Origin of the sequence: Phycicoccus elongatus Lp2 (assembly GCF_000367525.1) — a bacterium.
In the GTDB taxonomy this organism is placed as follows: domain Bacteria; phylum Actinomycetota; class Actinomycetes; order Actinomycetales; family Dermatophilaceae; genus Phycicoccus_A; species Phycicoccus_A elongatus.
The window spans coordinates 2,278,323-2,293,276 of record NZ_HF570956.1 but is presented as its reverse complement, the minus strand read 5'-3'; the positions used below and the strand labels follow the sequence as shown (position 1 = coordinate 2,293,276).

Genomic DNA, 14,954 nt, shown 5'->3' with positions numbered 1-14,954 from the left:
TTGTGCTCGGACTGGTCGCGACTGTCCGAGTTGTCCGAGTTGCCCGAGAGGTTGCCCGAGAAGTTGCCGTTGGCGCTGTCGGTGGTGTTGTTCTGGTTGGAGTTGTCGTTCGAGTTGTCGTTCAACGTGTCGTTCAACTGGACACCCAAGAGGTTTCCGTTGCCGTCAGCCATGTCATTGCCTTCCGTGGAAGTTGGTGTGTTGCTCAGGTAGGACGCCTGTTGCGTTCTGGAACGAGCATGGGGCCTGCGGGACGGGCTCGACATCGGGGAGTACCCCCAAGGTTGGGGGCCTCCGGTCCGGTGTGGCTGCGGGGCCCGGTGGAGACGTTAGGGGATTTGCTGCGACCCGCAGCCGGTGAGGGTCCGCTGATCCGGGTTCATCCCAGGTCGTAGTCCGGGTTCATCATCGCCGCCAGGCGCAGCGGCCCGGTCGCCTCGTCGTGCCGGCTCTGGCGTTGCAGCACACGGCCCAACATGAGGTAGGCGTACGCCTCGTCCGGCGCCCGCTCGATGACCTCGCGCAGCTGGGTCTCGGCCTTGGTCAGCCGGGCGGAGTGGAAGTAGGCCCGTGCCAGCAAGAGCCGTGAGGCCACGTGCCCGGGTTCCGCGTCGACGATCGGCTCCAGCTCCTCGGCTGCCGCCACGTGGTCACCGAGCTCGTAGTACAACTGCGCGCGTTCGTACCGATCGGCTGCCCCGTCGGGCGTCCAGGTCACGTTGGCTCCTTGTCGAAGGTGGCTGCAGCGGTGAACGACCCCGCTGCACAGGCTATTCCGTGCGAGTCCAGCTCGGTACCAAATCGGCCAATAGGGCAAAAGGCGGACACTCCAGCCCCTCCAGGAACAGGTCAGGCCGGTACCAAATCGGCCAATAGGGCAAATGAGGGGCACAGTCGTCTTCCCCTGGACCATCGCGGGCCCGACCCTGCCCTCACCGTCGGGTACGACCCTGCCCTCACTGTCGGGTACGCCCGTGCCCTCACCGTTGGGTACGCCCCTGCCGTCACCGTCGGGTATAACGTTGAAAAATGGTTCCGTTCATGACATCCATGGCGCCTGCCTTCCGAGACTCAGCCCTCGCCACGGCCGACAACCTGAACTCCCCCTGGGCCCCCCACGACACGCGACTCCTGGTGGTGGCAGCCCTCGGCATCACCCTCATCGTGGTGCTCATCGTGTGGCTGAAGGTCCACGCCTTCCTGGCCCTGACGATCGGCTCGTTGTTCGTCGGGGTCTTCTCCGGGACCGGCGAGATCGGCATCACCAAGTCGTACGAGAACGGCGTGGGCGGAGTGCTCGGCTACGTCGGGGTCCTGATCGCCCTGGGCGCGATGCTCGGAAAGCTGCTGGCCGACTCCGGAGGGGCGGATCGCATCGTCGACACGCTCTTGAAGGGCAAGCCGGCGGCCCTGCCGTGGAAGATGGCGCTCATCGCGGCGATCATCGGGATCCCGATGTTCTTCGAGATCGGACTGGTCCTGCTGATCCCGGTCGTCATGCTGGCGGTCCGCCATTCCGGGGGGAAGGCGATGCTGCTCGGCATCCCCGCCCTGGCCGGCCTGTCCGTCCTGCACGGCTTCGTCCCGCCCCACCCGGGCCCGCTGGCTGCCATCGGGACCCTGCACGCCAATGTCGGGATCACACTGGCCCTGGGTCTGGTCGTGGCCATCCCGTGCGTCGTCGTCGCCGGTCCGCTGTTCGCCCGGGTGGCGGCCCGGTGGGTGCCGATCGGTGCCTCAGGCACGGCCCTGGCGGTCGCGGGTGGGGTACCGGCCGAGGCCGACGTGGCGACGGGCCGGACGGCTCCCACACCGTCGCCAGCGGCATCCGGATCGGATGCCGCCCGCGGCACTTCCGGCGATCCCGCCCGCACCCGCACCCCCAGTTTCGGGTGGACCCTGACCACCGTCCTGTCGCCCGTCGTGCTCATGCTCCTGGGTGCTGCCGCCGACATCTGGCTCGCGAAGGGTACCTGGGCCTACTCGGTGCTCACCTTCATCGGCGACCCGGTCACTGCCCTGCTCATCGCGGTCCTGCTCGCGATGGTCACCTTCGGTTCGGCTGTCGGTTTCTCGTTGCCCGTCCTGGGCGGCAAGCTCACCGAGAGTCTCAAGCCCATTGCCAGCGTCGTGATGATCGTCGGGGCCGGCGGCGGATTCAAGCAGGTCCTGGTGGACGGTGGCACGGGTGACGCCATCGCCAAGCTCGCCGTGGCGGCGAATCTGTCGGTGCTCGTCATGGGCTGGCTGGTGGCAGTCCTGATCCGACTGGCCACCGGCTCGGCGACCGTCGCGACCGTGACCGCGGCCGGTATCGTCTCCGAGTTGGCCGTGGGGCTCAGCCCGGTCCATCTGGCCCTGGTCGTCCTGGCCGTCGGCGCGGGGTCGCTGTTCTTCTCCCACGTCAACGATGCGGGGTTCTGGTTGGTCAAGGAGTACTTCGGACTCTCGGTCGGGGAAACCATCAAGACCTGGTCGGTGATGGAGACCATCATCTCGGTGCTCGGATTCCTCGTGGTGGGACTGTTGTGGATCATCATCTAGCCGCCGCCACCGGGCACCGACACCATCTCGGTCGTGGGCGCGTCCACGACGGGCTCGCCGTCAGCGGAACGCAGGACACGGAGGGACGACATGGCTGGTGATCCGGGGTCCGCCCCAAGGGTGATCGCCCTCGACATCGGCTCGAGCGCGACCCGCGGTTGCGTCTTCGACACCACCGGCCGCCCGATCGGCAAGCGCGCCAAGCAGGAACACGCGTTCACCACGGCCGCCGACGGGACCGCGACCGTGGACGCGGTCACGGTGGCCCACGAGGTCGCGGCTGTGCTCGACCAGCTGGTGGAACGTGCGAACGGGCCGATCGCCGGGGTCGCCCTGGACACCTTCGCCTCCTCACTGGTTGGTGTGGACGCACACGGCAACGCACTGACCCCCTGCTTCACCTACGCGGACGGCCGGTGCGCCGCGGAGGTACACCAGCTGCGCAGCGAACTCGACGAGGCGGACGTCCAGCAACAGACGGGATGCCGCATCCACGCCAGCTACCTGCCCGCGCGACTGCTGTGGCTCAGGCGGACCCAACCGAGCGTCTTCTCCGCCGCCCACCGCTGGGTCTCCCTGGGCGAGTTCGTGCACCTGGCACTGCTGGGTACGGCGCGGATCGGGACCTCGAGCGCCGCGTGGACCGGCATGTTGGACCGACACACCGGACAGTGGGATGCCGCATTGCTCGGGCACATCGGCATCTCCACCGACCTGCTCAGCCCGATCGCCGATCCTGATCAGCCCTACCAGGCGATCGACGACCGGGTCGCCCGACGGTGGCCACACCTGGCCGAGGCCGTCTGGTTCCCACCGATCGCAGACGGTCTGGCCAGCAACATCGGTCTGGGCGCTGCCGACGGCGCGACCGTCGCACTGACCGCGGCCACCAGTGGCGCGATGCGGACCCTGGTCACCGGGATCCCGGCCACCGTTCCGACCGGTCTGTGGTGCTATCGCATCGACGCACGGCGCAACCTCGTCGGTGGCGCCCTGAACGACGTCGGGCGGGTCGCCACGTGGATCGACGAGACGTTGGATCTCGGGGAGGCCGATCTCGACGACATCGTCGCCGCCCCACCCTCGGACACGACGCCGTTGATGGTGCCCTTCCTCACCGGCGAGCGCAGCACCGGCTGGGCCGCTCGAGCCCGGGCCTCCTTCGCCAATGTCACCGCCGCGAGCACTGGTCCGGCCATGGCACGCGCCGCCTTCGAGGGCGTCGCGACCAGTTACCGACGGATCGCAGGACAGCTCGTCGAGGTCTCCGGGACCCATTCGGAGACCGACGTCCACGGCCGGAACCACGGCCCCCGACGGATCCACGCCGGCGGTGGACTGCTGTCCGGCATCCCGTCCTTCGCCACGATCCTCGCGAACGCGCTGGAACTACCGGTCATCCCGGTGACGACGGAACGAACCACCCTGCGTGGCACCGCCCTGCTCGCACTCGAGGCCCTTGCCCCGGGCTCGGTCCCACCACCACCGGATCTCGCGGAGGCGATCGAACCCGACCCGGCGCAGGCAGCGCACTACGCACGGCAGGCGGCCCTGTTCGACCGACTCGTGACCGGTCAGGCGACGGAGTAGTCCGGGTTCACCATGGCGACATCCGGGTTCACCATGGCGACAGTGGCGCGGGTGGGCCTCAGCCGCTCAACCCGTCACGCAGCTCCCGCTTGAGCAGCTTGCCGCTCTGGTTGCGGGGTAGTTCGTCGACGAAGCGCACCGACTTCGGCACCTTGAACGGCGCGAGCCGGCCCTTGACGAGGGCGATGAGCTCCTCCTGCGTCACCTGCTGGCCCGGCTTGGGCACGACGACAGCGGTGATCGCCTCGATCCACTTCTCGTCCGGGGTCCCGATGACGGCCACCTCGGCGACGGCGGGGTGGGTGTAGAGCACGTCCTCGACCTCGCGGGAGGCCACCAGGATGCCCCCGGTGTTGATGACGTCCCGGATCCGGTCGACGACGGTGATGTACCCCTGCTCGTCGCGGGTGACCAGGTCCCCGGAGTGGAACCAGCCCCCGGCGAAGGCCTCCGCGGTGGCCTCCGGGTTCTCCCAGTAGCCCTGGCACAGCTGCGGCGAGCGGTAGACGACCTCGCCGGAGGTGCCCGGTGGGACGTCGTCACCGTGGGTGTCGACGACCCGGGCCTCGACGAAGAAGACCGGTCGCCCCGCGGAGGCCGGGCGTTCGTCGTGCTCCTCGGGGCGCAGCACCGTGGCCAGCGGCCCGATCTCGGACTGTCCGAAGCAGTTGTAGAAACCGAGCTCGGGGTACCTCTCGCGCAGGCGGGCGAGCACGGTCGTCGGCATGATCGATGCCCCGTACTGCGCCTTGCGCAACGAGGACAGGTCACGGGTGTCCAGGTCCGGGTGGCCAGCCAGCGGCACCCACACGGTCGGGGCGAGGAAGAGCGAGCCGATCGCGTCGGCCTCGACCCGGCGCAGGATCTCGGGAACGTCCGGCCCGGGCATGAGGTGGACGCTCGCCCCGATGGACAGGTAGGGCAGCAGGAACACGTGCATGGCGGCCGAGTGGTAGAGCGGCATCGCGATGAGCGGGTTGTCCTGCGGGGTGAAGTCGAGGGCGATGACGCACGAGACGTATTCGGCGGCCAGCGCCTGGTGGGTCATCATCGCGCCCTTGGGGCGGGCCGTCGTGCCGGAGGTGTGTGTGACATCGCCTGCGCACGAATCGTGGTTCCGTCGGACTGACATCACAGTGATCCGCCGAAACGCCACCATCGCTTTTGGAGTTCAACGCCGAGTGTTCGGCAGCGGACGAAGGAGCGTGATCGAGTTGACCTCACAGCAGGCGGCACGACAGCGGGCACGGCGCCGAGCCATGGACCGGGCGATGAGAGCACGCATCGCAGCAGCGCAAAGAGACAAGCGCGTGAGTCGCCTGGCCACCAAACTCGCGGTCACGTTGGCTCGTCGTGACGAAGCACTACAACGCTGGGACCGGCGCGTCGGTGACGTGCTCGTCGCGCTTACCCGCGGAGAGCACCTGACCCTCGACGAGGCAGTGGCCTGGTCGGGCATCACGCTCACCAAACGCGAGGCCCGCCGCATGCGCCAACTGGCCGAGAGCCAGTCCGGCGAGGCCCCCCAGAGTGACCCCGCCGAGTAGGGCAGGATCGACCCATGTCGACGTCGATCTACGAGGTGCTGGACGAGCTCGACGGGCAGGCGACCTCGAAGGCCGACAAGGGCAGCAAGCTCGAGCGGTTGATGGCCCAGTTCCTTCGCACCGACCCGGTCTACGCCGAGCAGTTCAGCGACGTGTGGCTCTGGCAGGACTGGCCGGACCGCGGCGGCAAGCACGACACCGGCATCGACATCGTCGCTGTGGACCGCCTGACGGGCGGCAACGTGGCGATCCAGTGCAAGTTCTTCGACCCGAACTCGACGATCTCCAAGCCCGACATCGACACTTTCCTCTCCGCGTCGGGCAAGGAGGGGTTCACCCAGCGGATCATCGTCTCGACGACGGACAAGTGGAACGCCCATGCCGAGGACGCGATCCAGGGCCAGCAGGTCCCCGTCCGGCGCATCGGGCTCGCGGACCTCGAGGCCTCGACGATCGACTGGGACGCCTTCGACTGGGCCACGCCCGAAGCACTACCCGTCACCGACAAGAAGAAGCTCCGCGCGCACCAACGCAAAGCCATTGAGGACGTATGCCGTGGGCTCGCCTCCGCGGACCGGGGCAAGTTGATCATGGCCTGCGGCACCGGCAAGACCTTCACGTCCCTCCGGCTGGCCGAGCAACTCGTCGGCGCTGGTGGCAGCGTCCTCTTCCTGGTCCCCTCGATCAGCCTGCTGTCCCAGACCCTCCGTGAGTGGGCCACCGAGGCCGAGGTGCCCCTCGCCTCTCTCGCCGTCTGCTCGGATCGCAAGGCCACCGCCCGCTCCAAAGCCACCAACGAGGACATCTCTGCCGTCGACCTCGCCCTCCCCTCGACGACGAACGTCGCCGTCCTGGAGTCCCGATGGACTCAGGCGGTCGGCGAGACCGACTCGATGACCGTCGTTTTCGCGACCTACCAGTCGATCGACGTCGTTGCCCAGGCCCAACAGCAGGGTGACCTGCCGGCGTTCGACCTCATCGTCTGCGACGAGGCGCACCGCACGACGGGCACGACCCTCGCCGGTGAAAACGAGTCCGCCTTCGTGCGGATCCACGATGCGTCATACATACGCGGTGACAAGCGGCTCTACATGACCGCTACGCCTCGGATCTACGACGACGCCTCCAAGGCCAAGGCCGGCGAGGCCAGCGCGGTCCTGGCGTCGATGGACAACGAAGACCTCTTCGGCGAGGAGTTGCACCGCCTTGGGTTCGGTGAAGCCGTCGCTCAGGACCTCCTCGCTGACTACAAGGTCCTCGTCCTGGCGGTCGACGAGACCGCAGTTTCCCGCACCTTCCAGCTCCAGCTCGCCGACGAGGGCAACGAGCTGCGCCTCGACGATGCAGCCAAGATCGTCGGCTGTTGGAACGGCCTGGCCAAGCGCGGATCCGCCGAGCACTCCTTCGACGCCGACCCCGCGCCGATGCGCCGTGCCGTCGCCTTCGCCGGCACCATCAAGGACTCCAAGCACATCGAGTCACTCTTCGCCGAAACGGTGAGGCAGTATGCCGCGGCGCACGACCTCGACGACGCCGACGGCGAGCCCGTGCTGACTTGCGAGATCCAGCACGTCGACGGCACCTTCAACGCCCTTGAGCGCAACACCCGGCTGGACTGGCTCCGCGCGGACGTCCCCAACGGCGTATGCCGGATCCTCACCAACGCTCGTTGCCTCTCCGAAGGCGTGGACGTGCCCGCCCTCGACGCGGTCATGTTCCTCTCGCCGCGCAAGTCGGTTGTCGACATCGTCCAGTCGGTCGGCCGCGTCATGCGCAAGGCGCCGGGCAAGCAGTACGGCTACATCATCCTGCCGGTTGGCATCCCCGCCGGGATGACTCCCGAGCAGGCGTTGCGGGACAACAAGCGGTATGCCGCGGTGTGGGAAGTCCTGCAGGCTCTCCGTGCGCACGACGAACGCTTCAACGCGATGGTCAACCGGATCGAGCTGGTCAAGCAGCGCGACGACAAGATCAACGTCATCGGGGTCCCCGGGCCGGATGGTCGTGGCGACAACGGCGGCGACTCGACCGGCACCCAGGGCGCACTTGCGCTCACCTTCCTCGACGAGTGGCGTGAGGCGATCTACGCGAAGGTCGTCGCGAAGGTCGGTTCGCGACGATATTGGGAGGACTGGGCCAAGGACATTGCCGACATCGCGCAGCGGCACATCACTCGCATCACCGCCCTCCTCGACGGCGGGAACCGTGCGGTCACGGCGGAGTTCGACCGGTTCCTCACCGGTCTACGCGGCAACCTCAACGAAGGCATCACCCGCGCCGACGCCGTCGACATGCTGGCCCAGCACCTCATCACCCGGCCCGTCTTCGAGGCCCTCTTCGGCGGCTATGACTTCGCGGCCCACAACCCCGTCGCCCAAACAATGGAGCGGATGCTGGCCGCCCTCGACGAGCACAACCTCGACGACGAGAACCACTCCCTGGAGAAGTTCTACGACTCGGTCCGCATGCGGGTGCAAGGCGTCGACACGGCCGAGGGCCGGCAGAAGCTCATCGTCCAGCTCTACGACACCTTCTTCGCCACCGCGTTTAAGAAGACCGTCGACAAGCTCGGCATCGTCTACACCCCGGTCGAGATCGTCGACTTCATCCTCCGCTCGGCCGACGACGTCCTGCGTGAGCACTTCGGACAGGGCCTCACCGACGAGGGCGTCCACATCCTCGACGGCTTCGTCGGGACGGGCACCTTCATCACCAGGCTGCTCCAACTCGGACTCATCGAACCGAAGGATCTGGCCCGCAAGTACGCGCACGAGTTGCACGCCAACGAGATCCTGCTCCTTGCCTACTACATCGCTGCCGTGAACATCGAGACGACCTACCAGGACCTGCGCGGCGAGCTCGGCGATCCCGGCGACTACGAGCCCTTCCCTGGTCTGATCCTCACCGACACGTTCCAGTCGTGGGAGGAAGGCGACACCCTCGACACCACCGTCTTCGTCCAGAACAATGCCCGCCTCGAGCGGCTCAAAGCTCTCGACATCCAGGTCATCGTCGGCAATCCCCCGTACTCATCGGGCCAGGATTCCGCCAACGACGACAACGCCAACGAGTCCTACCCCACGCTCGACTCAGCAATCCGTGAAACGTATGCCGCACGGTCGGGAGCGACGAACAAGAACTCGCTGTACGACTCCTACATCCGGGCTATCAAGTGGGCATCGCTCCGGATTGCCGACCGCGGCGTCGTCGCCTTCGTGACGAACGGTGGCTGGCTCGACTCCAATACGGCCGACGGGATGAGGCTGAGTCTCGCGGATGAGTTCAGCGACATCCACATCCTCAACCTCCGAGGTAACGCGCGAACGGCTGGGGAGCAGCGCAAGAAGGAAGGAGGCAACGTGTTCGCGGCGGGAGGTCGCACAACCGCAGCAGTCACCGTGTTGGTAAAGGACCCGGATAACACGGGACCGGCGCGGATCCACTACACGGACATCGGCGACTACCTCACCCGCGAGGACAAGCTCGCCAAGACCCAAGCCGCTCAACGAGTCACGGGGCTCGAACCCGTCACCCGCATCACCCCCAACGTCAGTGGTGACTGGATCAACCAACGGCGGCAAGAGTTCTCGGAATTCGAGGGAGTCAACGAGATCTTCGGCATTCCGACTCAAGGCGTGACAACAAGCCGCGACATGTGGGTGTACGCCTTCAGTCGCTCGGCCCTTGTCAACCGGGTGAAGAAATTGATCACCAACTACAACATGGCGGCCGCTGGAGAAGCCATGGAGGCTCCCTCCGAGCTGAGCTGGTCACGTTCACTGCGGAGCAGGGCGACCTCCGGAGAATCGATTGGCTTCGTCCCCGGGTCGGTTCGACACGCAACCTATCGACCTTTTACCAAAGTTCGCATGTATTACGACTCGCGGCTCAACGAGGTCCAGTCGAAAACGCGACGGTTCCTACCACTGCCTAGAAGTCAGAATGCGCTGATCTACACGGTCGGCCGAAACTCTGACGTTCCCTTTTCAGCGCTGGCACTGGCAGACACGCCTGACCTCCACGTCACCGGCGCTGGCTCCAGCGGATCAGTCTTCGCAAGGTGGCGGTACGAGAAGGTCGAGGCCGAGGACTGGATGCTCAGCCTCGACACGGCATACCACGACGCCGAGGTGATCGACGGCTACCGCCGGATCGACAACATCACCGACCACGCGTTGACCACCTTCCGCGCGGCATACGGTGACCGCATCACGAAGGACGACATCTTCTTCTACGTCTACGGGCTGCTCCACTCCCCCGACTACCGGGAGACCTACGCCGCCGACCTCAAGAAGATGCTCCCCCGCATCCCGCTCGTGACAGACCCGTGGCCCTATGTCGAAGCCGGCCGCCGACTCTCCGAGCTGCACCTCGGCTACGAGTCGGTCGACCCTTATCCCCTTGCGGGACTGGACGATCCGGCGCCGACCGGAGACGCGGCATACGACCACTTCCGCGTCGAAAAGATGGCCTTCGCCAAGGTCCGCGACCCCGAGACGAAGAAGCTCGTGGCCGACCGCTCGACGGTCGTCTACAACTCGCGGATCACGCTCAGCGGCATCCCCGAGGACGCGTGCCGCTACCAGCTCGGCAGTCGCTCGGCCATCGAGTGGATCCTCGACCGCTACCAGGTCAAGGTCGACGGCGGACCCAAGGGCTCCGGAATCGTCAACGACCCCAACGACTGGTCCCGCGAGGTCCGCGACCCGCGCTACATCATCGACCTGCTCGCCCGCATCGTCACGGTCAGCCTCGAGACGCTGAAGATCGTCGACGCACTCCCGCCACTTGATATCCGATCGGAGACAACATGAGCGCCGCATGGGTCGTCAGGGCAGGTCGGTACGGAGAGCGCGACGACTGGGCCTGGGACACCGGCCACTCAGGTGGCGGATGGATGGAAGTCCCCGACCTGTCGCCATTCACAACACGGGCAGAGATCGAAGAGGTCATCGCCGACACCTTCGGCACCGACTCGGCTGGCAAAGTGGCCGGCTACACGGGTCAGATGTGGGCTCTCAGACACCGCATCCAGCCCGGAGACATCTTGGTTCTCCCGATGAAGACGACCCGTGAGATCGCACTGGGTCGAGTGACCGGCGGCTACCAGTACCTTGCGGATCAGCAGGATCCCAACTGTCGCCATGTCGTGAAGGTGGACTGGCAGAACCGTGTGCCCCGTGCGGTAGTCAAACAGGACCTGCTCTACACGCTGGGGAGTGCCATCTCGATCTTCTCGCCGAGCCGCAACAACGCTGCCGCCCGATTGGAGCACCTGCTGGCTCACAGCGAGGACCCGGGCGCCTTGGGTGCGGGGTCGACGCCCTCAACTCCCCGGCAGCAACACGATGATGTCGTCGATGACCCGGAGTCGAAGCCGAACGTGGCCGAGGTGGCAGCAGACCAGATCACCACTCGGATCGGGGAGGAATTCTCCGGGCACGGATTTGCCCACCTCGTCGCCGAATTGCTCCGGGCCGAGGGCTTCGAAGTGGATGAGGCTCCCCCCGGGGCCGATGGTGGGATCGACATCACCGCGGGTCGAGGATTGCTCGGGCTTGAATCTCCGAAGGTGATCGTGCAGGTCAAGACCGGGCAGATCGGCTCCGAGGTCGTGGCGCAACTCAACGGGCTCGTGAGCACTCACGGCGCCGACTACGGTCTCTTGGCGACGTGGACCGGCCTGAGCAAGCCGGCGCGCGACGCTGTGAAGCACCAGCGATTCCGAGTCAAGGTGTGGGACTCCACGGACGTCATCGATGCTCTCCAACGCAACTACGAGCGTCTGCCTGAGGACATCCGCGCTCGGGTCCCCCTCCAGCGGGTCTGGATGCTCCGCGACGAGAGCTGATCACCCGATCTGGATGTCCCGCTCGTGGCCTATCACGATCTCGATTGGGGCGTGATCACTGGCGTCGTGGGACTCGACGGGCTCTCGCAGGACTCGCCACGAGGTGACCAGCGATTCCGTCTTGGCGTCTGCAAACACGTGGTCGAGCTGGAAGGGACGTCGTCCTTCGCGGAAGAAGGTCTGCACCTCATCTGTCCAGTGGCGAGGCCTCGTGTCGACGTAGCCCTGGTCGGCGAGATTGGAGAAGAGCCGAGCGTTCTCCTGAGAGCGAGGAGAGTCGAACAGCAGTGCGCTATTGAGGTCCCCTCCGCACAGGAAAGGCGACCCCGACAGAATGGGTCGCAACTCGTGCGCGGCAGCCTCGACCTCCCAGATCTCGGTCTCGCTGCAGCGGGGAATGCCGTCAGTTGACGGCATCGCGTCATACCAAGGGTGGTACTTCCTCCCGATCTCGTAGATGCCCATTGCGTCCGAGTGAACGCTGACCAACCAAGGCAGTGTTGAGTCCACCGGCTCGGCGACCGCGACAGCGCCGCCAATCCGTTGGAGCCAGGGCTGGTCGGCACTGGGAGTCCAGGCTCGATACCCGCCCTCGCGCACGAGAACGGCACACCCGTGCTTCTTGTACTTGCCTTTGAAGATGACCGAACCCCAGTTCGACAGGTGCTCCTCGTGGGGGACGACCTCCTGAACAAGTGCGACGTCTGCATCCTGCTCGTTGAGCCACCGCCACGCCCGTTCGTGGCGTTCACGGTCATAGCCGTAAGCAGCGGCCATGTTCCAGCAGATGAGCTTCACGTCGTCAGAGTACGAGAGTCTCGAATGCTTGCGACGGTCAGTGATCCGCCAAGCTGGGACCGTCGCTTTCGGATGACGAAGGAGGACTTGCCATGACACTCAAGACCCGTCGTCAGTTCGAAACCCTCGCCCGTGCCGCCGAGCGCACCGGACTCAGCACGAGGACCCTGCGCCGTCGCATCGCCGCCGGAGACCTCGTCGCCTACCGGAACGGTCCGCGCGTCATCCGTCTCGACCCGGATGACGTCGACCGGCTGATGATCCGCATACCCACGGCTGGATGATGCGCTTACGGCACGGTGTGTGATGTTCGCGTCCGGGCAGCCATGTCACTGCGAGTTGGGATCGTTCACTCATGCGCGTGGGGATCTACATCGATGGCTACAACCTCTATTACGGCGGCCGAGGCATCTGCGGCCGCGGTGTCGCCGGATGGCGGTGGCTCGACCTGCGCGCAATGCTGGAGGCCGTCATCGCCGCGCAGTCGCCATGGTCGGCAGTGGTCGGCAGTCGTGTGGTGTTCTGCACAGCGAGGATCCGCGGTCGTGACAACGTCAGCAGCCAACGCGACCAGGACACTTATCTAAGAGCGTTGGTCCAACACGGTGCCGTGGACGTGATCGAGTACGGGAACTACGTGGCACGGACAGCCACGGCTCCGCTGGCCACGGCTGATCGCCGCGGCCGACCCGTCCTCACCGAGGCGAACTGGCCCCTGATGGTTCGAAACGCGCAAGGGTCCGACGTTCCCCATGCGACCTTCATGGCCTCCGTCGCACGGCGCGAAGAGAAGGGCAGCGATGTCAACGTCGCAAGTCACATGCTGGTCGACGTCCTCGGCGGCGCCGTCGACGCTGCCGTCGTCATCAGCAATGACAGTGACCTCAAGATGCCCGTTGACGTTGTCCGTCAGCACGTGCCGCTGGGGCTGATCAACCCGACGAAGGGCTATCCCGCGGGGGCTCTGAACGCTGACTCCACGACTGGAGTCGGCGCCCACTGGTGGTACCAGCTCACGGCTTCGGATTTCACGAACCACCAGATGCCGACCACGATAGGCCGACTCAGCAGACCTATCGGCTGGTGATACGAAAAAACCCGGCCCCAGAGGGGCCGGGCGGTATGGGGCAACTCTACACCCCCGCGCGCGCCGCCGGCGGCCGCTTGCCCCTGCGATCGGTGGCGAAGACCCCGGAACGATCACTGGCGGAAGCCACATCGCCGGGGTTTCCTCACTCGTGGGCGCTAGGCTCACAGTGGCACGCCACGCGTAGCGCCCGAAGGGCTGTGAGCCTAGCGCCCACGACCTTCACGCTGCTTCGCCCACTTCTTGGCAGCCTTGGACATCCGGGCCGCGATCTCGGCGTCCCTCCCCCGTGCAACGTGTTGGTAGCGCAGCGCCATCTGCGGAGTGGAGTGCCCGATCCTCGCCATGAGTTCGGCAAGAGTCGCGCCCGACTGTGCCGCGAGAACGGCTCCGGTGTGCCGCAGGTCGTGAACACGCAGATCGGGGCGGCCAGCGGCCAACCGGGCCTTCAACCAGTGTCGTCGCAGCGTGTTCGTGTGCACCTGCACATCGGGGTCTTTGACGGACGGGAAGAGCAGGGCCTCGCGGCCGAGCACGACGTGCTCGTTGAGGTGCTGCTCGAGGATCGGCAACAGGTGTGGAGGCACCGCGATGTCCCGGACCCCCGCGATGTTCTTCGGTTTGCCGACGGTGACTTCCTTGCCGACGCGGACGACTCCGCGCATGACGTGGATGGTCCCCGCCTTGAGATCAACGTCCTTGCGACGAAGCTCGGAGACCTCCCCGAACCTCAGGCCACACCATGCGCCGATGAGCACGAGGGCGCGGTATTGCGCAGGGATCCTTTCCAGCAGGACCTCGAGTTCGCCAAGCGTGGCCGGCTCGATCGACCGGACACGCTTGGCCGAACCAGCGCCGCGGACGCGACAGGGGTTCGAGGCAAGGATCTCGTCAGTCACCGCTGTCGACAGAATCGAGCGCAACAGACTGTAGGTGTGCGCCCGCTGCGTCGGTCGGCTCGCGTCCAAGCCGCTGTGCCACGCCCTCACCACCTGCGGGGTGATGTCCCGAAGGGACACCTCGGCGAAGGCCGGGAGGACGAAGCGATCCAACAGACGGCGATAGAGCGCCTGGGTGCGGGGCTTGAGTTCCCGCTGCTCGAGCCACGCCTCGGCATACGGCCCGAACATCTCCGTCGACCGCACGACCTTCGCCCGCCGCGACTTGCTCGGCGACCACTCGTCGTTCTGCATGAGCCGGCGCTCGGCCGCAAGCCACGCCTCTGCGTCGACCTTGGCGTCGAAGGTCGACGGAGCACGGTGGAAGGCTTGGTCCGGACCCATGTAGTAGGCCTGCCAGCGACCATTGGCTCGCTTGCGGATGGTCCCGAAGTCCCGCTTCGCCCTCGTCATCGCGTGCCACCAGCGGACACGAGTGGACACAACTGGGGCATAACTGGGGACATTTCGTGTCCGCTTGTGCCCTGTCCTCTCACGCGCTAGATTCTAGATCACCGCAGGTCAGATGCCTACGGTGCAGGTCGAAGCACTACAGCCAAGTAGGCGCGTGAACAGTTCAAATCCTGTCACCCCGACCA

Annotated in this window: 10 protein-coding genes and 1 pseudogene; 7 read left to right on the top strand and 4 right to left on the bottom strand. The window is 66.2% G+C overall.

From position 1 onward, the window contains the following. Nucleotides 1–379 precede the first annotated feature (379 nt). Nucleotides 380–718 carry a tetratricopeptide repeat protein gene (locus BN10_RS17390; RefSeq protein ID WP_010851332.1) on the bottom strand — a complete coding sequence of 113 codons (339 nt, stop codon included), beginning with the start codon at nt 716–718 and terminating at the stop codon, nt 380–382. 323 nt (nt 719–1,041) lie between these two features. Between BN10_RS17390 and BN10_RS11055 the strand changes: the two genes are divergently transcribed. Continuing rightward, entirely contained in the window at nt 1,042–2,544 is a 1,503-nt protein-coding gene (locus BN10_RS11055) for a GntT/GntP/DsdX family permease (RefSeq protein WP_010851331.1), read from the top strand. A 90-nt stretch (nt 2,545–2,634) separates the two neighbouring features. After that, nucleotides 2,635–4,134, top strand: a complete 1,500-nt coding sequence (locus BN10_RS11050) for a gluconokinase (RefSeq protein ID WP_010851330.1) — start codon at nt 2,635–2,637, stop codon at nt 4,132–4,134. 58 nt (nt 4,135–4,192) lie between these two features. Here the strand turns inward: BN10_RS11050 and BN10_RS11045 are convergent. Continuing rightward, nucleotides 4,193–5,221 (bottom strand): annotated as a pseudogene (locus BN10_RS11045) (AMP-binding protein); the annotation flags it as partial. 223 nt (nt 5,222–5,444) lie between these two features. Between BN10_RS11045 and BN10_RS11040 the strand changes: the two are divergent. Genes BN10_RS11040 through BN10_RS11030 form a run of 3 tightly spaced genes read left to right on the top strand, consistent with a single transcriptional unit; the run spans nt 5,445 to nt 11,532 of the window. Beyond that, nucleotides 5,445–5,681, top strand: a complete 237-nt coding sequence (locus BN10_RS11040) for a hypothetical protein (RefSeq protein WP_040751516.1) — start codon at nt 5,445–5,447, stop codon at nt 5,679–5,681. Nucleotides 5,682–5,695: 14 nt separating this feature from the next. Beyond that, nucleotides 5,696–10,495, top strand: a complete 4,800-nt coding sequence (locus BN10_RS11035; protein WP_010851327.1) for a DEAD/DEAH box helicase — start codon at nt 5,696–5,698, stop codon at nt 10,493–10,495. Then, nucleotides 10,492–11,532 carry a restriction endonuclease gene (locus tag BN10_RS11030; protein ID WP_010851326.1) on the top strand — a complete coding sequence of 347 codons (1,041 nt, stop codon included), beginning with the start codon at nt 10,492–10,494 and terminating at the stop codon, nt 11,530–11,532. Before BN10_RS11035 ends, BN10_RS11030 begins: the two co-directional genes overlap by 4 nt. Here BN10_RS11030 and BN10_RS11025 read toward each other — a convergent pair whose 3' ends face one another. Then, a complete protein-coding gene (locus tag BN10_RS11025) occupies nt 11,533–12,330 on the bottom strand; it encodes an endonuclease/exonuclease/phosphatase family protein (protein WP_010851325.1) in 798 nt (265 codons plus the stop codon). It lies immediately after the preceding gene. Nucleotides 12,331–12,422: 92 nt separating this feature from the next. Between BN10_RS11025 and BN10_RS11020 the strand changes: the two genes are divergently transcribed. Together BN10_RS11020 and BN10_RS11015 are read left to right on the top strand one after the other, a co-directional pair. Next, entirely contained in the window at nt 12,423–12,614 is a 192-nt protein-coding gene (locus BN10_RS11020) for an excisionase family DNA-binding protein (protein ID WP_010851324.1), read from the top strand. A gap of 71 nt (nt 12,615–12,685) precedes the next feature. Next, the gene (locus BN10_RS11015; protein WP_010851323.1) at nt 12,686–13,417 is read left to right on the top strand and encodes a PIN domain-containing protein; all 732 of its coding nucleotides are present in this window, start codon (nt 12,686–12,688) and stop codon (nt 13,415–13,417) included. A gap of 206 nt (nt 13,418–13,623) precedes the next feature. Here BN10_RS11015 and BN10_RS11010 read toward each other — a convergent pair whose 3' ends face one another. Then, entirely contained in the window at nt 13,624–14,769 is a 1,146-nt protein-coding gene (locus tag BN10_RS11010; RefSeq protein ID WP_010851322.1) for a tyrosine-type recombinase/integrase, read from the bottom strand. Between the last annotated feature and the right edge of the window lie 185 nt (nt 14,770–14,954).

Excerpts from the sequence above, each read along its gene's own strand:
- BN10_RS11030 (WP_010851326.1), top strand. The coding sequence starts at position 10,492 with ATGAGCGCCGCATGGGTCGTCAGGGCAGGTCGGTACGGAGAGCGCGAC.
- BN10_RS11050 (WP_010851330.1), top strand. The coding sequence starts at position 2,635 with ATGGCTGGTGATCCGGGGTCCGCCCCAAGGGTGATCGCCCTCGACATC.
- BN10_RS11055 (WP_010851331.1), top strand. The coding sequence starts at position 1,042 with ATGACATCCATGGCGCCTGCCTTCCGAGACTCAGCCCTCGCCACGGCC.
- BN10_RS11010 (WP_010851322.1), bottom strand. The coding sequence starts at position 14,769 with ATGACGAGGGCGAAGCGGGACTTCGGGACCATCCGCAAGCGAGCCAAT.
- BN10_RS11015 (WP_010851323.1), top strand. The coding sequence starts at position 12,686 with ATGCGCGTGGGGATCTACATCGATGGCTACAACCTCTATTACGGCGGC.
- BN10_RS11020 (WP_010851324.1), top strand. The coding sequence starts at position 12,423 with ATGACACTCAAGACCCGTCGTCAGTTCGAAACCCTCGCCCGTGCCGCC.
- BN10_RS11035 (WP_010851327.1), top strand. The coding sequence starts at position 5,696 with ATGTCGACGTCGATCTACGAGGTGCTGGACGAGCTCGACGGGCAGGCG.